The sequence below is a fragment of the Flavobacterium plurextorum genome (assembly GCF_002217395.1).
Taxonomy (GTDB): Bacteria; Bacteroidota; Bacteroidia; order Flavobacteriales; family Flavobacteriaceae; genus Flavobacterium; species Flavobacterium plurextorum.
The window spans coordinates 10253-30792 of the sequence record NZ_MUHD01000020.1; the positions used below are offsets into that span (position 1 = coordinate 10253).

Below are 20540 nucleotides of genomic sequence, written 5' to 3' on the forward strand. Positions count from 1 at the left end.
AATAAAATAGAATGTTTTTTTTATGGAAGAGTACGGAAAAATATTGATTATCGCAATGCCTGTTTTTTTAGTTCTAATTGTAATTGAAAAAATATATGGCATTTACAAAAAGAACGATACTGCACCTTTGATAGACAGCGTATCCAGTATTAGTTCTGGTATTACAAATTCTGTAAAAGACGTTTTAGGCTTAAGCCTTACTTTTATATCCTACGAATGGATGGTTTCTAAAATTGCCCTTTTTCATCAGGAAGCCAATGTTCTCTCTTATATTATCGCCTTTTTTGTTATCGATTTTTATGGCTATTGGAGCCATCGCTGGGCACATCAAATTAATCTTTTCTGGAACAAACATGCTATTCACCACAGCAGCGAAGAATTTAATCTCGCTTGTGCGCTGCGCCAGCCTATTGCAAGTTTGGCTAACTTGTTTACCTTTTTGTTAATTCCCGCCGCCTTATTAGGTGTTCCGGCTTCAGTAATTGCAATTACACTCCCGCTTCATTTGTTCCTGCAGTTTTGGTACCATACTAAGCACATTAAAAAAATGGGAGTCCTTGAACATATTCTCGTTACGCCATCACATCATAGAGTGCATCATGCTATAAATCCAGAATATTTAGATAAGAATCATTCCCAGATTTTTATTTTTTGGGATAAACTTTTTGGCACCTTTCAAGCGGAACTTGATGATGTTCCGCCGGTTTTCGGAATCACTAGACCTGCTAATACTTGGAATCCAATAAAAATAAATTTTCAGCATCTTACCTTATTGATTAAAGATGCATGGCGCGCCGAGAATTGGAAAGACAAACTTACCATTTGGTTTAAACCAACTGGATGGCGTCCAGAAAATTTCGAGGAAAAATATCCTGTTAATAAAATTGAGAATGTTTTTGATTTTGAAAAATATGGCACGCAAAACTCTCAAAAACTAATTTACTGGTCAGTAGCACAACTTTTAATAACACTTTTGTTTGTGAGTTATTTGTTTGATAATATTGCCAAAATCGGACTTCCAAACATTTTTATCTACGGTTTTTTCATCTTAATAACTATTTACAGTTATTGTGAATTAATGGACAAAAATAGGTACGTCATTTTTTGGGAAGGTTTGCGCTTGGCAGTCGCAACAGCAATAATTACTTATTATGGTGATTGGTTTGGTTTAAATCAAGTTTTTTATCTAAGCAATTATATTATTTTAGGTTATCTGAGTTTGTCGTTTTTAGTATCGGTATACTTTATAACAATTGATTTTAAAACTATCCAAAACCAACCCATAAATACATTAACCACAAAATGAGAAACGCTACTTTATTCAAAATCTATATTGCTTTCAGCGCCGTTTATCTTCTTATTCTATTTTTAGGACACGAAAATTTAAACTTTTTTTTGAAGCCGATATTAATACCAATTTTAATTTTTGGAGTTTATTTTTATCAAAATTTTCCAACTAAAAATATTCTTTTAACTGCCTTAGTATTCTCCTGGATTGGCGATGTAATATTGCTTTTTTCAGATATATCCGAAATCTATTTTATTCTAGGATTAGTTTCTTTCTTGATTTCTCACATTGTTTATTGTATACTTTTTAATCGTCAAACTAAAAGAAATTTAAAAAAGAACAGTATTGCAATAGGAATTGGAAGTATACTAATTGCTTGTTATTTAATTGGAATGTTATCTGTATTACTCCCTTCTTTGGGCGATTTAAAAATACCTGTAATTGTTTACGCCAGTGTAATTTCGATTATGCTTTTATTTGCCTACAACGGACTATTAAGTTGGAATGAACCAGGCAATAAACTAGTTTTTTCTGGTGCGGTTATTTTTGTTATTTCTGATAGTATTCTGGCAATTAATAAATTTTACAACCCAATTGAGAAAAGTTCCTTTTTTATCATGCTCACCTATCTTGTGGCACAATATCTGATTGTAATTGGTATATTAAAAATGAATCCGAAGAAGGTTGAATAGTATTTTGATCCAAATACTTATTTCTTCTTTAAACGCAGTTATACAGCAAAAAAACCTTTTACATTTGTACGACCAAAATAGATCTCATCATGAAAAAAACAGCTCTTTTCATTATTTTACTAATTACTGTATCATCCTGCATCAGCACAAAATCAACATTAAAAAATGTAGATGATAATGCACCTGATTTGGTATTAGGTAAAAACAATACTTTTGTTATTTCGTTATTCAGCAAAGACAAAAAGTACGGTTATGATCCTGATTATCCTGTAAATATCTTTTTTAGAAATACAAAAGATGAAGCCACAAACGAAGTTCGTTTTTTGAATGCTTTAGCTGGTCCAAATGGTGAAACAATCACTTATAAACGCTTAGAAACCTGCTGCCCGTTTCCTACGAAAAGAAGCGATATGGGTGCTGGTTTTTTAAATGTATACGAATTGACTTGGGAAGGACAAAAAAAACCGATAACGCTGTATTTGAATATTTATGAAAAAGGAATTTTGATGGTTCCGCTGGGACTGACTTTAAAAAAAGAGTAAATCTGTAATTGATAAATACATAAGTAACAATGTTTGGATCGATTCCTTTTATTTTAATTATTCTGCCTTTATTATCTCAGCTGCTATTTGGCACATTTGCAATTTTTAAACCTGGTTCGTTTAAATTCAAAAAGGTCTTGATCCTTAATATTCTCCTGCAGATTGTTTGTTCTGTTATTTCTTTATATACTGCCACCACAAACTTTTCAAGGTTTCATGATGAACATCCCGATGTAACAAGATGCGGAATGCCTCTTTTAGCAATTGCTGCACTAATTTTGTTCACTTTCTTAGTTCTACTTGTCGTTATTATTATTCAATATTTTATAAAACGATGGAGAGAAAATAAATCGAAAAGAGGTATTAGTCAAAACTAAAAAACAACATTAAACTGTAAAACTTCAGAATATGATAAATGTCATTTATCAATTTCTTTTCATGCTTTAATATTGTCTTGAAAAAAGCATTTAATCATTCTAAAGAAAATTTAAAAATTCCTTAATTCTACTAAGCTTCTAGTCAGTTATTCGAGTTCTTAAAATAATCTTAAATCTTCATCTGCTATTCATAAATCATGACTACCTTTGCAGTGCAAAAAAATAATTTTATGAACTTACAACATATTCCACAAATTAAGCATACTGACAGCGGAAATTTCTTTTTATTGGCGGGACCTTGCGCTATTGAAGGAGAGGAAATGGCTCTTAGAATTGCTGAAAAATTAGTTGGTATTACCGACAATCTTCAAATTCCTTATGTATTTAAAGGATCTTTTAAAAAAGCAAACCGTTCTAGAATTGACAGCTTTTCTGGAATTGGAGACGAAAAAGCTTTAAAAATTTTAAGAAAAGTTTCTGAAACTTTTCACGTTCCAACAGTTACAGACATTCATACTAATGAAGATGCTGACTTGGCGGCGCAATACGTTGATGTTTTACAAATTCCAGCATTCTTAGTTCGTCAAACGGATTTAGTTGTGGCAGCTGCAAATACTGGAAGAACAGTAAACTTGAAAAAAGGACAATTTATGAGTCCTGAAAGCATGAAACATGCGGTACAAAAGGTATTAGACTGTAATAACGAAAATGTTATGGTTACTGATCGCGGTACTATGTTTGGCTACCAAGATATGATTGTTGATTATAGAGGAATCCCTACTATGCAGCAATATGCAACTACTGTTCTAGATGTTACACATTCATTACAGCAGCCAAATCAAACAGCAGGAGTTACGGGCGGAAGACCAGATATGATCGAAACGGTTGCCAAAGCTGGTATTGCCGTAGGTGTTGATGGTATTTTTATCGAAACACATTTTGATCCTGCAAATGCAAAAAGTGATGGCGCTAATATGCTTCATTTAGACTATTTTGAAGGTTTAATGACAAAATTAGTTGCTATTAGAAAAACAGTTAACTCATTCTAAATTTATAATACTAAGTTCTTTGAAAACAAAAATTCTATTTTTCTTCTTGATTTGTGCTTCTTTAAACACATTTGCCCAAGAGGAAATTCCGGTACAAAAATACACTGCTCATAATAAAGGAAAATTTTTTGTGATGTGGGGTGGAAACAGAGAAAGTTACTCTAACTCTGATGTAAATTTCAGAGGTAAAGATTACAACTTTACAGTTGAAAATATGAAAGCTCATGATAAACCGAAAGGCTGGCATGTTGATTATGTTAATCCTGTAAACATGACAATTCCTCAAACAAACTTGAGACTGGGTTACTTTTTTAGTGATCATTACAGCGTAACAATTGGTGTTGATCATATGAAATATGTAATGTCACAGAATCAAATTGCAAACGTTAACGGATACATCGATTTACCTGCTGATCAAGCTGGTTCAATTTACAATGGAGTTTACAATAACAGACCTGTAGATATGTCTATAGGCGGCGCACAAGAAGGCGGAATGCCTCCTGGGAGCACTGACACTCCTTTCTTAATTTATGAGCATACTGACGGTTTGAATTACATCAATACTGAGGTTTCAAGATTTGATGATGTTTCAAAATGGTTTGGTCTGCCAAATATAGATAAGGTACAAATTAACTTGACTGAAGGTTTAGGTGCTGGACTTTTATATCCTAAAACAAATACAACTTTACTAGGAAAAGATCGTCATGATGATTTTCATATTTCTGGTTACGGTGTTTCGGCAAAAGCTGGTATCAATGTTACTTTTTTCAAACACTTCTATATTCAGGGAGAATTAAAAGGCGGTTACATCAATATGCAGGATATTAGAACTACAGTAAGCAACGAAGATAAGGCTTCGCAAGACTTTTTCTTTTTTCAAAGAATTATTGCTGTCGGCGGTATTTTCAGAATCTAATATTTCGTAAGAAAAGAATTAAAAATAGTTATCATTTATTTGGTAACTATTTTTTTTATTATTTACTTTGTAATTCAAAGTTCTTTTTAGTTGTGTTAATCTTTTATCAAAATAAATTAGATATAACGACGAAAAAATTACTTTTAGCTTTCAAATATAAAAAACATGAAAAAACAAAAATATCTATTTTTCGGCATTACATTTCTACTGAGCTTTGGTCTTGCTTTATTTGTAGCAATGTCTGTTTTTCCAAATAATCCATTTTCTTCTAAAGCGAAAACAGAAAATAAGGCTGTGAGTAAAATTCAAGATGGTGATATTATTTTTCAAACATCACAGTCGCCTCAATGCGAAGCAGTGCGAATTGCCACAAACTCAAAGTTCTCACATTGCGGAATTATCTACGACATAAACGGAAAATGGTTTGTTTTTGAAGCCGTTCAACCAATAAAACTAACTCCGTTTGAAGATTGGATTCAGCATGGAAAAGACAATAAATATGTGGTAAAAAGATTAAAAAATACAGCTGTTTTAACTCCTGCTGTTCTTCAAAAAATGAAAGATTACAGTCAGCAGTTTGATGGTATAGATTATGATTCTTATTTTGAATGGACAGATAATAGAATTTATTGTTCGGAATTGGTTTGGAAAATTTATAAAAATGCTGCAGACATTGAGCTTTCAAAATTAAGAGAACTAAAAGATTTTAATTTAACTGATGTCAGAGTTCAAAAAATATTAAAAGAACGATATGGTAATGAAATTCCGCTTCAAGAAAAAGTAGTTGCTCCTTCTGACCTTTCAGATTCGAGTTTACTAAAAACTTTAGTTAATAATTATTAGAAAACAACTAAAAGCTAATTCGAAAAATCAATTGGCTTTTTTATTTACTATTTTACTTTGAATTTCAAAGAACTTTTAAAAATATATCTATGCGAGATTATCTGATTGAAAAACTTTATGAATGCAGTAAAAAGCCATATCAAAAATATTTTAAAAAAAATGCACCTTGGGAAATAGACAAGTCGCAGCTAATGGATTATCCAGAAGGAAGTTTAGGCCGCGGATTAGGTAATTTTCTGTATAAGAATCATTTCGATATACAAGAGAAACTTGAAGATCATGACATTATTCATGTCTTGACAAATACGGGTATCTCTGTATATGAAGAAATTGGAATGCAGTATTATCTTTTAGGAAACGGGAAACGAAGTCTGTATTTGTTTATGGTTATACTCTCTGGAACTGTATTTTACCCAAACAAACTGCTGTATTTTATCAAGCAATACAAAAAAGGAAAACGAGCGCTGCCATTCCATTATCTTGATTTTTCAAAAATGCTTTTAAAACCAATTCATACTATTCAGCAATCATTTAAAATTTAATTTATGAAAACAACTCATCACAAACCTTTTGAAGAAAAGCAATCGACTGAATTAGCTGTTGGCACTTTTATTATTAGTACGATCTTATTTATGCTTTATATTATTTCGAATGAAAGCCCGAATGTATTAGTTATTGCATGGCCGTTTGCATCTTCTGCGATAATTGTAAATACTATAATGTTAGTGAATCTAACGGATCGATTTATTCATTTACCGGAATATCGAAAAGAGATTGCGTTTAAGATTTTAATACTGCTTTCTAATATTCCAATAACCTTTTTGTATTATTTGATTGTGATAAGGCTTTAAATACAAATTATGAATCATCCGTTTAATTATCCCAAAACATATGCCGTTCCGCTGGAGCTTTCTTAAAAACACGATTCTTCTATTCTACAAATATTTCATCCCTCTGGGGTTTTCACTTGGTATTTAAAATTATTTTTGCTTCAGAGAAGCATAATATTTATAGAAAAACAATTACACGAAGTCAAAAAGCTCCAGCGGAGCGACATAATTATTTTCTGTTTATATATGTCGATCCGCTGGAACTTTACAATAAAATGACTATTCTTTCTGTAAATATATCATCCCTCTGGGATTATTTTTATCAAAAAAAATAGACTGTCAAAAATGACAGTCTATTTTATATATTATAGATTTTTAAATCTTAATTAGCTTTCGGCAGTTCAATTCCGTTTTGATCTAATAAATACATCAAAGAAGTCATTGTTGCTGCTCCAAGTTCTAATTCTCTTTTATTGATAGCATCAAATTTATCATTTGCAGCATGATGATAATCAAAGTAACGTTGTGAATCTGGTTTTAAACCAGCTTTAACGATGGCTTTAGACGTTAAGTGACCAATATCTGAACCTGCATGCCCAATTGTAAAACTATGTACTAAATAAGGCTCAAATAAGTCTTTAAATCCTTGTATTTTCTTAAAATTAGCATCATCAGCTTCTATAGAAAATCCTCTTGGAGAAAATCCGCCTGAATCACTCTCTAATGCAAATATGTGGTTTTCTTTTTTCTGCTTAGAAACTTCTTCGTATTTCGCTCCACCTCTTCCGCCATTTTCTTCATTCATGAACAATACAACACGAATTGTATTTTTTGGCTTATAATTTAAGTTTTTAAGTATACGAACTACTTCCATACTTTGTACTACTCCTGCTCCATCATCATGAGAACCGTCTGCTAAATCCCAAGAATCTAAATGTCCGCCCACAACCATGATATTTTCTGGTGTTACTGTTCCTGTTAATTCTCCAATAACATTATAAGATAATACATCTGGTAAAGTTTCGCATGATTGTTTAAAATAGAATTTTAAAGCTGGGTTTCTTTTTAAAGATTTACTCAACAATTCGGCACCATTTGTACTAATTGCTGCTGTTGGAATATATTCTTCTTTTTTCAAATCTCCATAGCTTTGCGCTCCTGTATGTGGAAAATCATCTAAACGTAAATTCATTGAACGAACAATTGTTCCTACAGCTCCTAATTTAGCGGCTTCTTTAGCGCCAGCATATCTTTGATCTACGCAAGCTCCATATGAAGTAAATGTTTCAATATTTTCAGGATTCATTGGTCTGTTGTAAAAAACAATTTTCCCTTTTACTTTATCAGCTCCCAATTCACTCAATTCTTTAATGCCCTGCACTTCTATAATTTCGGCAGTAAGTCCTGTTTTTGCCGTTGCAACAGATCCGCCTAAAGCACAAATTGGAACGGCAGTTTTTACTTTTCCGTCAAGGATAAAAGCAGTTTCTTTTTCGCCGCGCACCCAATGAGGCACCATAACTTCTTGCAAATATACTTTATCAAGTCCAAGACTTTCTAATTGTCTTTTGGTATATTGAACTGCTTCTTCTGCAGTTGCCGAGCCTGATAAACGTGCTCCGATATCATTAGACAAATATTCTAACCAAGAATAACATTTTGCTTCGGTTAAAGCTTTTTTATAAAATAATTTAATGTTTTTCTCGTCATTTGATTGGGCAAATAATGTCAATCCGTTTAAAACTAAAGCAGTTAAAAGAATCGTTTTTTTCATAGTTTTTATAGCGTTTTGGTCTTTTGTTTGAGTTTTTTTTAGCTTAGATCACAAAGGAACAAAATTCTTTTAAAACTGTTCGAGTTTTTCTCTAAACGTTTCTCAAAAAAAACTCCAATTACAAACCTATTTCGTTTGCAATTGGAGTTCATTTATTTTACTAACCCGTTCGGTGTAATTATTTTTAACACATAGAAACATAGAATTATTGAACTAAAGAAAGGCGTTTCACTTGCATTAATTCATCCCGAAGCTTCGGGACTATGTGTGAGAAACGAGCTTCTTTTTGGTTTACTTTTTTTTTAACATAAAATCTATATTTCTATGTGTTCAACTATTATTTTTTATTGCATTACACCCAGCGGGTTTATTTTATTATAATAAACTATTTCACTTCAATAAGTTTGGTCTTATCTCCAATCCCATTTTCATTAAAAGCTTCAATTGTAAAATAGTACTTTGTACCTTTATCTAAACCTCTAAAGTCATAGGCATTTTCACCGTAAACCATGATGCTGTTATACAATTTGTCTGGAGCAATTCCGTAGTAAATATTATATCCAACTGCATCTGCTTGTTTTTTCCATGAAATCATTGCATTACGTGAATCTGCTGCTTTTCTATCTACTTTAAAAGAGGAAACAGCTTTAGGTTTTGCCTGCAATCCGTTTCCAAATACTCTGAAATCTGAAACTGCAAATAAACCTGATGCATTATGAATATTAACCATCTTAATATATCTCGCTTTTATTGATTTTGTAAGTTCAACATAATCATGCGGAACGTCTTTTGCATTTTTAGATTTATCGACAACTAATGTCCAGTTTTGAGCATCATCAGACATGAATATTTTATATTGATAATAAATATCCATTGCCTTATTGTATTGTGTTGCTTTATGATCTGCATAATTAATCTGCAATGCCTTTATCTCCATTGGTCTGCCCAAATCCATTTGAAGCCATTCGCCGGAATCACTTGTTTTGGCTGACCAATAGGTTTGGATGTTTTCATCGGTTAAATTTTCAGGTCCATAACAGAACTTTTCATATACCTTTTTACCTCCGTTATCCATTCTGTGTGTTTCAACTTCCATGCATTCTTCAGATGAAGAAACGGTTACTGGCTTTTTGTACGAAAGCAGCATCCATCCTGATGAAGCTCCTTTTGTTTGATCGCGCTGACTTGTTGGAAGCACAATTGGGAAATCTCCATAAGAAGTTATTGAATACATTACATCATCTTTATCAAATCCTGCTGGAAACATATCTATACGACGCTCAAAACGATCTTTAATAGATATTTTGCACGTTCCAGTATTCCAATAATTTCCATAATTATCTGCAAATGTATTTCCGTGACCTGCACCAATTACAAATCCGCCTGGTTTGTATGACATCGGATTGTGTTTTTGATAGGTAAAAGGTCCTAGCGGATTATCGCCTACATGAACTCCGTTTGCATAACCTTTAAATTCTGTTGCTGGTGCACCATATTGCATATAGTATTTTCCGTTGTGTTTTGTCATCCAAGCACCTTCAATAAAATTACCCCAAGGCGCTGGTTCCATATCATTGTTTGGTCCAAAACGCTCCCATCCATGATTTGCAGGATCTAAAATCGCAACTTCTTTTACTTGACCGTAAACTTTTTGAATATCTTCTACTTCAGTAGCTTTGTACAATTCTGCATAATCAGCCTGATTTCCTTTTGGAAGCCACGTATCGTAATCTACCTCTACACCTACAAGCGGCAATTTTCCGCTTGAACCATAGTACATATATACTTTTTTATCATCGTCTTGAAAAATGGCAGGATCCCATGTTGGCAGCATTGCTTTATCAACATGTCGCAGCCATTGACCAGATTTTGGGTCATCGGTTTTCCAGATTGGATGATCTCTTTTCCAAGTAGAACCTACATAAAATAAGGTGTCATTTACAACCCAAGCTGCTGGTGCACATTGATCATCATCTGCAGGTTTTCTTTGAAAGCTTCCGTAGACAAATTTCCAATCAGACATATCTTTACTCCAAAAAAAACCTGCCTGATTTGTGGCAAATAAATAATATTCGCCTTTAAAGGTAATAATAACAGGATCTGCGCTTGAACGTCGAGATACTGGAATTCCATTATGATTTTCGGTTGTATAATTGTATCCAATGTTTATAGGATTACAATAAGTTGTTGCCGGTTTACTTGGATCAAACCATTCTGTTTTACCTGGAATATTATTGTTTTGCGCCCAACCGACGGAACTACAAACTATTAAAAGCAACGAAAGTACTTTTGAGTGTAGTGTATATCTATTTTTCATTTTTTGATTTTTAAAGTTTAAAAACAAGATGATTTGCTTTATTTTGAATTAAGCTTTTCTTGAAAACTACTTTTTCTCTTTTATTCTTTGCGCCAAAAGTTCTGGCTCATTTGTCGTTATATAATTAAACTTACTTTGAATAATCCAATCCATATCCGAAGCTTCGTTAACTGTCCAAGCATTTAGAATAATATTATTTTCTTTTGCTTCTTTAATCCATTCAGGATGTTTTTTGAAAACAGAGTAATGATAATCAATACCATTAATATTATCCACTTTTACTTCTTTTGGCGATTTATTTCCTTCTAAATATTGCAAAACGGTTTTATTATCAACTGCTCTAATTTGTTTTAATATTTCATAATCAAAACTAATGTAGCAGGTAATTTTATCAGCTTTCAATCTTTTGATGGTTTCTACCGCTTTTAAAGCAGTCTTTTTTCCTCGCTCTTTACTTATTTCCGAAGGTTTTATTTCGCAGACTAAAAGTGTTAGTTTATTGTTTCTTTTGCCTTCTGTAATATATTCATGCAGTGTTGGCAGTTTTTCTCCGTTTGAAAGTTTGAACTTTATCAGATCTGCGTAATTTGTTTCTTCAATAAGTAATTTGTTATAATGTGCATCGTGATTGATTACAAGAGAATCATCGGCAGTTCTCCAAACATCAAATTCAGAACCTGCATTTTTCAAATCGATAGCGTGTCTTAAAGCTGCTATAGAATTCTCTGGAAGATTATTCTTTTTCCATGCGCCACGATGTGCGACAATACCATTATTTTGTACACTGCAAGAATGGAAAGCTATTATTACTGCGAAAAAAAGAAGTGCTCGAAATATTTTACTAGTATTCATTTTTTTGAAATTATAATTGAATAAAAACGTCTTTTTAGAAAAAAAGCCCTCCGTCAACCAAACGAAGGGCTTTTAACTAACCAATAAACCAACTATTTAGTTAACTCAAAACTAACTTTCTTGTCGGCAGTTGAATTTCCTCCAACGAAAATATCAAACTGTCCAGGTTCTGCTACAAACTGTAAATCAGAATTATAAAATTTTAAATCTTCAACTGTGATATCAAAAGTCACGGTTTGTTTTTCACCTTTTTTAAGTGCTATTTTTTGGAAACCTTTCAGTTCTCTAACTGGTCTTGTTACTGAACCAACTAAATCTCTAATGTATAATTGAACTGTTTCTTTTCCGTCATAATTTCCAGTATTTGCTACATCAACTGTAACTTTTAATTTTCCACTGAAATTCATTTTATCAGATGAAATTTTCAAATTTGAATAATCAAAAGTGGTATAGCTTAAACCAAAACCAAATGGGAATAATGGTTCGTTTCTTTCGTCGATATAGTTAGATCTGAATTTTTCAAATTTTCCTTCTGTGTTAGAAAGTGGTCTTCCTGTATTTTTGTGTGCATAGTAAATTGGCAATTGTCCAACGCTTCTTGGGAAAGTTGAAGTCAATTTTCCTGAAGGGTTTACATCTCCAAATAAAACATCAGCAATAGCATAACCTGCTTCTGAACCTGCGAACCAAACATTTAAAATAGCTGGAACAGTTTCGTTTTCTTCTTTAATAACTAACGGACGACCGTCGAATAAAACTAAAACTACTGGTTTTCCAGTTTTTAATAATGCGTTTAATAAATCTTTTTGTGCTTTTGGAATTTCTAAATTCGTACGACTGCTAGATTCTCCACTCATTTCTGCAGATTCTCCAAGAGCTGCAACAATTACATCTGATTGGTTCGCTACTTTTAAAGCTTCTGCCAATAACTCTTCTTTTGAACGAGAATCACGGTGTAATGTTTTTCCAAACATTGTTGCGTTAGTTTCAAAAGTTTCATCGTAATCTAAGTTGCTTCCTTTTGCATATAATACTTTTGTTGATTTTCCTGCTACTTCTTTGATTCCTGCTAACAATGAAATTGCATTCTCCATTTTTGTCGCTACACTCCAAGTTCCCGGCATATTTTCTTTAGCATCTGCCAATGGCCCGATCAAAGCAATAGTTCCCGATTTTTTAAGAGGCAATACTTGGTTTTGATTTTTTAATAAAACCAAAGATTGCGCAGAGATTGATCTTGCTTCTTTTCTACTGCTTGAAGTAAAGATTTCTGTTTTTGCTCTTTTTTCGTCACAATATTTATAAGGATCACTAAATAATCCTAAATCGTATTTTGCTTCAAGAATAAGTTTAACAGCATTGTCGATTGTAGCCATTGTAACTTTTTTCTCGTCTAAAGATTTTTTCAAAGTAGTTAAGAATCCTTCTCCAACCATATCCATTTCAACACCAGCATTTAGAGACTGAGCAGAAACTGCTTGTAAATCTCCCATTCCATGCTCGATCATTTCAGGAATTCCTGTAAAATCTGTTACTACGAAACCTTTAAAGCCCCATTGTTTTCTTAAAACATCTGTCATTAACCATTTATTTCCAGTTGCAGGAATTCCGTCAACTTCATTAAAAGAAGCCATAACTGAACCTACTCCAGCGTCAATAGCGGCTTTGTAAGGAGGAAAATAATCGTTGAACATTCTAATATGACTCATGTCTACAGTATTGTAATCACGACCACCTTCTGGCGCACCGTATAAAGCGAAGTGCTTTACACATGCCATAATTGAATTGTTTTTAGAAAGATCGTGTTGTTGGTATCCATTAACCATTGCTTTTGCAATTTCACTTCCTAAATATGGATCTTCACCTGAACCTTCAGAAACTCTTCCCCAACGTGGGTCGCGAGAAACATCAACCATTGGTGAGAATGTCCAGTTGATACCATCTGCACTTGCTTCTTGCGCGGCAATTTGTGCACTTCTTTCGATTAAGCCCATATCCCAAGTACAAGATAATCCTAACGGAATTGGAAATGTTGTTTCATAACCGTGAATAACATCCATACCAAAAATCAATGGAATTTTTAAACGGCTTTCTTCAACTGCAATTCTTTGTACTTCTTTAATTTTTTGAACAGATTTAATATTGAATAAACCTCCAACTTTACCTTCAGCAATTTTTTTAGCCACATCAGAACTGTTTGCTTGTCCTGTTGTAATATCTCCAGAAGTTGGTAAATTAAGCTGACCTAATTTTTCGTCTAATGTCATTTTTGACAAAAGCTCAGCTACAAACTCTGACTTTGGTTTAATTTTTACTGTATTTTTAGTATTCTTTTTTTGGGCATAACCCAAAACAGCACATCCTAAAAATAGTAAGACTAATTTGTTTTTCATTCTATTATATTTATTTGTTCGTATTCGTTTTTTTCTGTTTAAACATCCAGTCATAAATTTCAGGATTGTCATAAACTCTTGTCCAGCTGTCGTGACCTGCATTATCAAAAATGGTCAATTGAACATCTTTTGCATTACATTTTTTTAATTCTTTGTAAATCGTAATCGCATAATTTACATTGACCACATCATCTAATAAACCATGGTAAATTCTGGTTGGAATATTGGCTATTTCACAAGCTTTTTCTAACTGAATTAAATCTACAAAACCAGCGACAGGTACGTTTGCTGCAAATAGATCCGCGTGTGCAAAAGCCAAATTCCATGAAGCCCAGCCTCCTGAGCTTAAACCAGTAACATATATTCGTTCTGAATCAATTTTATTCTCTTTCTGAATTTTTAAAATCAGCTGATAAATTGATTCTATATCCCAATTCTCGTCTTCTTTACATTGCGACGCTAAAACATAAGCATCTAGCTGATGGGTTTTTAGATATTTTAAAGGCCCGTTAATTTTGACTTTTTCAAGGTCAGTACCTTTTTCACCATCTCCTGAAATAAAAACGATTAATGGCTTTTTCTCTTTTATGTTTAACGGTTTGTGTAAAACATATCCCAACTCATAATTGGTTACAACAACCGTTTTTATTTTTCCTGTAGTTTCACTTTGTGCAAAACCAATTAGAGAAAAAAGGATAAACAATAAGCCTGCTTTATATTTCATAAATACTAAATCTTAAATTCCGTATTTTCCGGATTTAAATCCAAGTTTTGTTAAACCTTGTTTTACTTCTGGAGCATTCATAAATAATTTCCATAGTAATCCTGTACGGTAATTTTCGAGCATTACTACTTCTGGACCTTGATCTATGGCTAAATATCGTTTTGCAACCCAATTATTTCCTAAGCTTAATGCGTCATAAAAACCTGCTTCGCCCCACGTTTCTTTTTTATGGTTTTGATAAAGGTTTCTCATTAAAGCAATAGATTCTTTTGGTGTGTATGCAATTGAACTTATAGCAGCAGTTGGAGAAATAACACCTTGATCATTACTTGGCATATGCGCATTGTATCCTATTGATCCGTCAGGATTTCTAGAATATGATGCTGTTAATCCCCAATAATCAGGGCCGTAACCTTTTACTTTTGCTGGGTTTTCAACACAATATTCATAATTGATTTTTGTTTGATTTACATTTAAATCCCAATAATCAGCGTATTTATCTGTTAATTGATTTGGATCTAATCCAACGTATGAATAATGTGCCCAAAATAATGGTCCGCCAAACTCTTCAGCTCCATTATGTTTTAGAATTAAAGGAATGTTATATTTTGTTTTTGAAGTAACAATTCCGCCGCTTCTAGCCCAGCCTTCATGATATGCTTTTGCATCGATTGTGTGTGTTGGCGAAGATGCTGCCAAGACATAAGTAATTAAACATTCATTATATCCTTCAAGCGGAAAATTCATCTGCCAGTCGTAATTTGGCGACCAGTGCCAGTATAGAACATTTTTGTTATTGGTATACCATTGCCAGTCAACGCCTTTCCAAAGTGCATCATATTTTGCTGCAACAGCTTTCTCTTTTTCAGAACCTGTTTTAAGATATTCACGAACTGTAATCATTCCCGCAACCAAAAATGAAGTTTCGACTAAGTCGCCGCCATTATCCTTGGTTCCAAAAGGTTTTACTTTTCCTGTATTTCCGTCAATCCAATGTGACCATGCTCCGTGAAAACGATCTGCTTTGCCCAAAAAGTCAGCAATCTTGTTAAGTCTTTCAACTCCTTGTTCTTTTGTAATATAACCTTGAGACATTCCTGATACAAGTGCCATTAAACCAAAACCAGAACCTCCTGTTGTAACAATGTTTGAATCATTCTCTGGATAATTTCCGTCAGGATGATAACGTTCTCTTGCTAATCCAGAATTTGGCTCTGCATAATCCCAGAAATACTTAAAGGTTTGTTTTTGAACAATTTCGATAAGCTGTTCATCTGTCAGAGTAACACTAGAAGTTTTTTCTTCTGTATTTCCTTTAGATTTATCAGCAGAGGATCCACATCCAAAAAAAGTAAAAGCTAAAAATAAAACTGAAATTCTAATCATTATAAAAATTTAAAATATTGAATAAATAATCACTTCCTCTAAGATTTTAGAGGAAGTGATTTTTAAGATGTAAATTAATAACCAGGGTTTTGTTGAGAAAGTCCCGCAGCTTCTCTTAAGAATGTAGTTGGAATAGGCCATAATTCATGTTTACCAACAACAAAAGTTTTTCCATCTGCTGCCATAGCTGCTTCAGCTTGTCCTGTTCTCACAATGTCAAACCATCTGTCGTGCTCGAAAGCAAATTCTAATCTTCTTTCTTTGTAGATTGCTTTTCTAACATCAGATTGAGAAGTAAAAGGAGTATCACCTAAACCTGCTCTTTTACGAATTAGATTTATTAAAGGAATAGCACCAGAAGTTTGTCCTAATTCGTTTAATGCTTCCGCTTTCATTAATATAACTTCAGCATATCTTAAATATCTAAGATTTGTATCGGTAAATTCTTGATTGTAAAAATTAGATGAGTATGCTTTATAATTATACATCGCATTTGATACAGTAGAAGGTACTTCTCTTCCATCATATAAAAATGTTCCTCTAAAAATAATTGTAGCTGCTCTTCTTACGTCACCTGCTTCATAAGCATTTGCCAAACCTAGTGATGGTGTATTAAAGCCCCATCCCCATCCTCCAGCTCCACGTGGAGCTTGAGAAACAGTATAATTTCCAATTCCAAATCCAGGGCTAGAAGTTGAACCAACTCCATTAATCTCAAAAAGAGATTCTGGTCCAAACTCACCTTCTTTTTTATACTGTAAAGCATAATCTGAAACTAATGCATAGCCGGTTACTTTATCACAATTGTCAATTACTTTCTGCCAATTTTTTTGATATAGATTTACTTTTGCCATTAAAGCATAAGCAGAACCTTTAGAAACACGGGTTTTATCATCTGGTCCGTAAGCTGATTTATCTGGTAAATTTGTTATAGCATCATTTAAATCCTTTTCAATAAACGCATAAACCTCTGCTGGCGATTTACGAGTTAACTGCATTATTCTATCTTCATCAGATGTAGGAATTGGTAAGTGATCTATAATAGGAACTCCGCCATATCCTTTAACTAAAGTAAAATACATAAAAGCTCTCATAAATTTAGCTTCACCTTCTAATCTTACTTTTAAACTAGGTGTTACTTTATCCAATTTAGGAAAAATAGCCAAAGCTTGATTACATCTATTTATTGCTGCATAATTAGCATCCCAAGTAGATTGAAATGATGGAGTTGAAGCGTTATAGGTTAAAGCATCAACAATATCTTTATCACCACCTGCATCTCCAGGATCTGAACCTTTATCAGCATCATCAGTAATAATACTTGTCACTGCATACCAACCAAAAGAAGACATGTCCCAACCTAAAAACTGGTTGTAAATTGCCGTTACAAACCCCTTCGCATCTGTATCATTATTTACCAGTTCAACATCTGCCGGAATTGCTTCCGTAGGATTTACTTCTAAAAAATTATCTGAACATCCAGAAAAAAATAATCCAGATAATACAAACATTGATATATATATTCTTTTCATAATATTAAAATTTTAAATTAACTCCCATAACAAATGATCTCAATGATGGGTAAGCATCTAACTCAACTCCTTGAGTACCTTCAACCAATTTACCATCGCTTACAACATCAGGAGAAAATCCTGAGAATTTTTGAGAGATAAATGGATTAATTGCATTTACATATATTCTACAATAGCTAAAAAATTTATCATCTTTTATCGGAAGTTTGTATCCTAAAGTAATGTTATTGATTCTAAAGAAATCAGCTGATTCTAAGAAAAATGTTGAAGCAAATGGTGTTACATTTGAAGGAGCTGGATTAGAAGCTGTTGTATTAGTTGGAGTCCAGAAATCACGAGCCGTAGAAGCTTCTATGTTTTCACCACCAAAACGCTGTGCTTTTTTACCATTGTAAACTTTTGCTCCTCCAGTTCCGTATCCGTCAACAGAAAAATCAATATTTTTATAAGTCAAACCTAATGTCACTCCATAATTAGAAGTTGGTAGAACTGATCCAACATATTTTTTATCTGTTTTCTCGTTTAATACAGTCTGAACTACTTTATCTCCATTTGCTGTGTAGTATAACATATTACCATTTGCTTGATCAATTCCTGCAAATTCATACATATAAAAACTACCTAATGGCTGCCCTATAGAAGTATTATCAAGTATTTTGGTGTTTTGACCATTTCCTAAACTTCCTCCAATAACTGAAGCTATTTGAACATTTTTAAGACTTGTAAGTGCATTTTTATTGTGAGAAAAGTTTCCACCTACCCAGTAACTTAAATTATCATTTATTTTATCATCCCAACGTAATGCAATTTCATAACCTTTATTAGATACTTCTCCAACATGTGCTGGCGCAGGAACTGTTATTCCAGAAGTTGCGTAAGGCTTAACATTTAAAATTGTATTTGTTGTGTTTTTCTCATACAAATCAAAAGATCCTTTTAATCTGTTGTTCAATACTTCAAAATCAAAACCTCCTGAAAGTTCTTCTACGATTTCCCAAGATAAATTAGGATCAACTTGCGAGTTAATTGTTGTACCTGATCCAAGACCTGGAACATCTACTCCTGAAGTGAAAGTTTGAGTGTTTAATGGAATATTTTGGTTTCCTAATCTACCCCAAGAACCTCTTATTTTTAACATATTAATTGTTTCTACATTACTTAAGAAGCTTTCTTTAGATACAATCCATCCTAAACCAACTGATGGAAATGTTCCCCAACGTTTGTCTTCAGCAAATTGTGATGATCCATCACGTCTTACAGTACCTGTAAGTAAATATCTATCCATTAATTTGTATTGGAAACGAGCAAAATAAGATGCTAATCTTCTTTGATTTAGAGCCTCATCTTTATAACCTGTAACTGAGCTTGCTACATTAATATCTTTTAAAGACCAATAATCCGAATTTGGATTTACATTTTTTCTGTCAATCGTTAGCTTCTCTCTTGTACCTTGAACATTTGCCTCGATACCAGCAGTAACTTCAACATCATGAATGTCTGCAAAAACTTTATTATAAGTTAAGTAGTTAGATAAATTCCAATTGAAATATTGATCTCTACTTCTTGTTAAAGTATTTGTATTTAAACTTTTTGTATCATATGCTGATTCTACACGTGTAGGATCTTGTGATAACCAAAGAGCTAAATTGTCTACATAATTATACTGTTTGTAAGTATAAAACTCTCCGTTAAATTGTGATGTAAATTTTAATGATTTGATAATATCATAATCCAGTTTTAAACCTCCTTGTAAAACAACAGTTTGCTGCTGCTCATTTGTATAGTCTAATTGAGCTACTGGATTACCAACATTATTAAATGAATCACCTGTTTCAGAAACAATTCCGTTCGAAACAAAAGGTACACCATATTTTCCATCAGGAAAACGTACTGGAACTAGTGGAGATTGTCTATAAGCATTTGTAAAAGCGCTTAAAGGCATTGGTGTGTTTTTAATACTGCTTAAACTAAAATTCTGAGTTATTTTAACTTTCTCTGAAAGTTTAAACTCATTATTATTTCTAATTGTAGTTCTTCCATAATCAGAACCATTTAAAATACCTTTTTCTTCGTAGTTACCAACACTAAAAAAATATTTTACGTTTTCTGAAGCCCCTGAGATTGATATATTGTTCTGAGTATAAGATCCCGTTCTTGTAATTTGATCAAACCAATTGGTATTGTAAGGCTGGTTTGCAGAAAATCTGTCTTGAGGTTTAGCGGGAGTTCTAAATGCTTCATTAGAATAACGAACAAATTCGTCGCTATTTGCCATTCTTACGGTTTTTAAAGGAGTTCTAAAACCTGCAAAACTTTCAACGTCCACAGTCATTTTACCTTTACCTGCTTTGGTTGTAATCATAATTACACCATTTGCACCTCTGGTTCCATAAATAGCTAATGAAGAAGCATCTTTCAAAATCTCGTAAGATGTAATATCATTAGTATTAATGTTGTTGATATTGTCAGTAGGCATACCATCAACAACATATAAAGGATTTTTTCCTCCTAAAGCACTACCAGCTCCCCTGATAATTACTGAAGGTGTACTTCCAGGCGCATCTGAAGTAGATACCTGTACACCAGCTGCTTTACCTTGGATAGCCTGAGAAGCATTTATTACCTTCATTTTGGTAATTTCCTCAGATTTGATTGAACTTACAGCAGATGTATTATCAATCTTTTTTCTTGTACCGTATCCAATTACAACTACTTCTTTTAATGCAGTATCTTCTGCTTCTTTTAAGGTAATTGTCATTGGTGCGGCTGTTGCCGGTACAGAAACTGAATTAAAGCCTAACATAGACACCTTTAATATGTCGCCAGGTTTTGCATTAATTGTAAAGTTTCCGTCGAAATCTGCATCAGCAGTAGCACGAGCATCAGATGAAGCGATTATCGCTCCAGGAATTCCCATTCCGCTGCTGTCTACTACTTTTCCTTTAATTGCTTGCGCTTGTCCCATCATATAAGATGGTAACAATAAGAGCGCTAAAAAGCTAAAAATAAAATTTTTCATACAGTA

The 20540-nt window shown here is 33.0% G+C and carries 17 protein-coding genes; 9 read left to right on the forward strand and 8 right to left on the reverse strand.

The features are described 5' to 3' along the window. Window positions 1-22: 22 nt before the first annotated feature. The 9 genes from B0A81_RS11060 (at window position 23) to B0A81_RS11100 (ending at window position 6558) form a co-directional block, all read left to right on the forward strand. Window positions 23-1306 (forward strand): sterol desaturase family protein, encoded by a 1284-nt coding sequence (locus B0A81_RS11060; protein ID WP_089058098.1) that lies wholly within the window; start codon window positions 23-25, stop codon window positions 1304-1306. After that, window positions 1303-1980 carry a lysoplasmalogenase gene (locus B0A81_RS11065; RefSeq protein ID WP_089058099.1) on the forward strand — a complete coding sequence of 226 codons (678 nt, stop codon included), beginning with the start codon at window positions 1303-1305 and terminating at the stop codon, window positions 1978-1980. The genes B0A81_RS11060 and B0A81_RS11065 overlap by 4 nt, the downstream gene beginning before the upstream one ends. Window positions 1981-2069: 89 nt before the next feature. Continuing rightward, entirely contained in the window at window positions 2070-2522 is a 453-nt protein-coding gene (locus B0A81_RS11070) for a 2-dehydro-3-deoxyphosphooctonate aldolase (RefSeq protein WP_089058100.1), read from the forward strand. Window positions 2523-2551: 29 nt separating this feature from the next. Then, window positions 2552-2899 (forward strand): hypothetical protein, encoded by a 348-nt coding sequence (locus B0A81_RS11075; protein WP_089058101.1) that lies wholly within the window; start codon window positions 2552-2554, stop codon window positions 2897-2899. 230 nt (window positions 2900-3129) lie between these two features. Next, window positions 3130-3948, forward strand: a complete 819-nt coding sequence (gene kdsA / locus B0A81_RS11080) for a 3-deoxy-8-phosphooctulonate synthase (RefSeq protein ID WP_089058102.1) — start codon at window positions 3130-3132, stop codon at window positions 3946-3948. A 19-nt stretch (window positions 3949-3967) separates the two neighbouring features. Further along, a complete protein-coding gene (locus tag B0A81_RS11085; RefSeq protein WP_089058175.1) occupies window positions 3968-4864 on the forward strand; it encodes a hypothetical protein in 897 nt (298 codons plus the stop codon). A gap of 165 nt (window positions 4865-5029) precedes the next feature. Further along, the gene (locus B0A81_RS11090; RefSeq protein ID WP_089058103.1) at window positions 5030-5707 is read left to right on the forward strand and encodes a YiiX family permuted papain-like enzyme; all 678 of its coding nucleotides are present in this window, start codon (window positions 5030-5032) and stop codon (window positions 5705-5707) included. A gap of 89 nt (window positions 5708-5796) precedes the next feature. Continuing rightward, window positions 5797-6249, forward strand: coding sequence for a hypothetical protein (locus B0A81_RS11095; RefSeq protein WP_089058104.1), 453 nt, complete (start codon window positions 5797-5799; stop codon window positions 6247-6249). Window positions 6250-6252: 3 nt separating this feature from the next. Beyond that, window positions 6253-6558 carry a hypothetical protein gene (locus tag B0A81_RS11100; protein ID WP_089058105.1) on the forward strand — a complete coding sequence of 102 codons (306 nt, stop codon included), beginning with the start codon at window positions 6253-6255 and terminating at the stop codon, window positions 6556-6558. A 361-nt stretch (window positions 6559-6919) separates the two neighbouring features. Here B0A81_RS11100 and B0A81_RS11105 read toward each other — a convergent pair whose 3' ends face one another. The 8 genes from B0A81_RS11105 to B0A81_RS11140 all read right to left on the reverse strand — a co-directional run bounded on the left by B0A81_RS11105 (window position 6920) and on the right by B0A81_RS11140 (window position 20534). Beyond that, a complete protein-coding gene (locus tag B0A81_RS11105; RefSeq protein ID WP_089058106.1) occupies window positions 6920-8311 on the reverse strand; it encodes a M20/M25/M40 family metallo-hydrolase in 1392 nt (463 codons plus the stop codon). Window positions 8312-8696: 385 nt separating this feature from the next. Beyond that, window positions 8697-10628, reverse strand: coding sequence for a discoidin domain-containing protein (locus tag B0A81_RS11110; protein WP_089058176.1), 1932 nt, complete (start codon window positions 10626-10628; stop codon window positions 8697-8699). A gap of 66 nt (window positions 10629-10694) precedes the next feature. Continuing rightward, window positions 10695-11480 (reverse strand): glycerophosphodiester phosphodiesterase family protein, encoded by a 786-nt coding sequence (locus B0A81_RS11115; protein ID WP_089058107.1) that lies wholly within the window; start codon window positions 11478-11480, stop codon window positions 10695-10697. A gap of 92 nt (window positions 11481-11572) precedes the next feature. Then, entirely contained in the window at window positions 11573-13873 is a 2301-nt protein-coding gene (gene bglX / locus B0A81_RS11120) for a beta-glucosidase BglX (protein ID WP_089058177.1), read from the reverse strand. 10 nt (window positions 13874-13883) lie between these two features. Beyond that, the gene (locus tag B0A81_RS11125; RefSeq protein WP_089058108.1) at window positions 13884-14597 is read right to left on the reverse strand and encodes a carboxylesterase family protein; all 714 of its coding nucleotides are present in this window, start codon (window positions 14595-14597) and stop codon (window positions 13884-13886) included. A gap of 12 nt (window positions 14598-14609) precedes the next feature. Beyond that, window positions 14610-15983: a glucoamylase family protein gene (locus tag B0A81_RS11130; protein WP_089058109.1), complete on the reverse strand. Its 1374-nt coding sequence runs from the start codon at window positions 15981-15983 to the stop codon at window positions 14610-14612. A 74-nt stretch (window positions 15984-16057) separates the two neighbouring features. Next, on the reverse strand, window positions 16058-17515 hold the full coding sequence (locus tag B0A81_RS11135; protein WP_089058110.1) for a RagB/SusD family nutrient uptake outer membrane protein: 1458 nt from the start codon (window positions 17513-17515) through the stop codon (window positions 16058-16060). A gap of 4 nt (window positions 17516-17519) precedes the next feature. Further along, window positions 17520-20534: a SusC/RagA family TonB-linked outer membrane protein gene (locus B0A81_RS11140; RefSeq protein ID WP_089058111.1), complete on the reverse strand. Its 3015-nt coding sequence runs from the start codon at window positions 20532-20534 to the stop codon at window positions 17520-17522. Window positions 20535-20540: the final 6 nt, after the last annotated feature.

What these genes read in the sequence shown, in the direction of transcription:
- B0A81_RS11060 (WP_089058098.1), top strand. Translation starts at nt 23, where the DNA reads ATGGAAGAGTACGGAAAAATATTGATTATCGCAATGCCTGTTTTTTTA.
- B0A81_RS11065 (WP_089058099.1), top strand. Translation starts at nt 1,303, where the DNA reads ATGAGAAACGCTACTTTATTCAAAATCTATATTGCTTTCAGCGCCGTT.
- B0A81_RS11070 (WP_089058100.1), top strand. Translation starts at nt 2,070, where the DNA reads ATGAAAAAAACAGCTCTTTTCATTATTTTACTAATTACTGTATCATCC.
- B0A81_RS11075 (WP_089058101.1), top strand. Translation starts at nt 2,552, where the DNA reads ATGTTTGGATCGATTCCTTTTATTTTAATTATTCTGCCTTTATTATCT.
- kdsA (WP_089058102.1), top strand. Translation starts at nt 3,130, where the DNA reads ATGAACTTACAACATATTCCACAAATTAAGCATACTGACAGCGGAAAT.
- B0A81_RS11090 (WP_089058103.1), top strand. Translation starts at nt 5,030, where the DNA reads ATGAAAAAACAAAAATATCTATTTTTCGGCATTACATTTCTACTGAGC.
- B0A81_RS11095 (WP_089058104.1), top strand. Translation starts at nt 5,797, where the DNA reads ATGCGAGATTATCTGATTGAAAAACTTTATGAATGCAGTAAAAAGCCA.
- B0A81_RS11100 (WP_089058105.1), top strand. Translation starts at nt 6,253, where the DNA reads ATGAAAACAACTCATCACAAACCTTTTGAAGAAAAGCAATCGACTGAA.
- B0A81_RS11105 (WP_089058106.1), bottom strand. Translation starts at nt 8,311, where the DNA reads ATGAAAAAAACGATTCTTTTAACTGCTTTAGTTTTAAACGGATTGACA.
- B0A81_RS11110 (WP_089058176.1), bottom strand. Translation starts at nt 10,628, where the DNA reads ATGAAAAATAGATATACACTACACTCAAAAGTACTTTCGTTGCTTTTA.
- B0A81_RS11115 (WP_089058107.1), bottom strand. Translation starts at nt 11,480, where the DNA reads ATGAATACTAGTAAAATATTTCGAGCACTTCTTTTTTTCGCAGTAATA.
- bglX (WP_089058177.1), bottom strand. Translation starts at nt 13,873, where the DNA reads ATGAAAAACAAATTAGTCTTACTATTTTTAGGATGTGCTGTTTTGGGT.
- B0A81_RS11125 (WP_089058108.1), bottom strand. Translation starts at nt 14,597, where the DNA reads ATGAAATATAAAGCAGGCTTATTGTTTATCCTTTTTTCTCTAATTGGT.
- B0A81_RS11130 (WP_089058109.1), bottom strand. Translation starts at nt 15,983, where the DNA reads ATGATTAGAATTTCAGTTTTATTTTTAGCTTTTACTTTTTTTGGATGT.
- B0A81_RS11135 (WP_089058110.1), bottom strand. Translation starts at nt 17,515, where the DNA reads ATGAAAAGAATATATATATCAATGTTTGTATTATCTGGATTATTTTTT.
- B0A81_RS11140 (WP_089058111.1), bottom strand. Translation starts at nt 20,534, where the DNA reads ATGAAAAATTTTATTTTTAGCTTTTTAGCGCTCTTATTGTTACCATCT.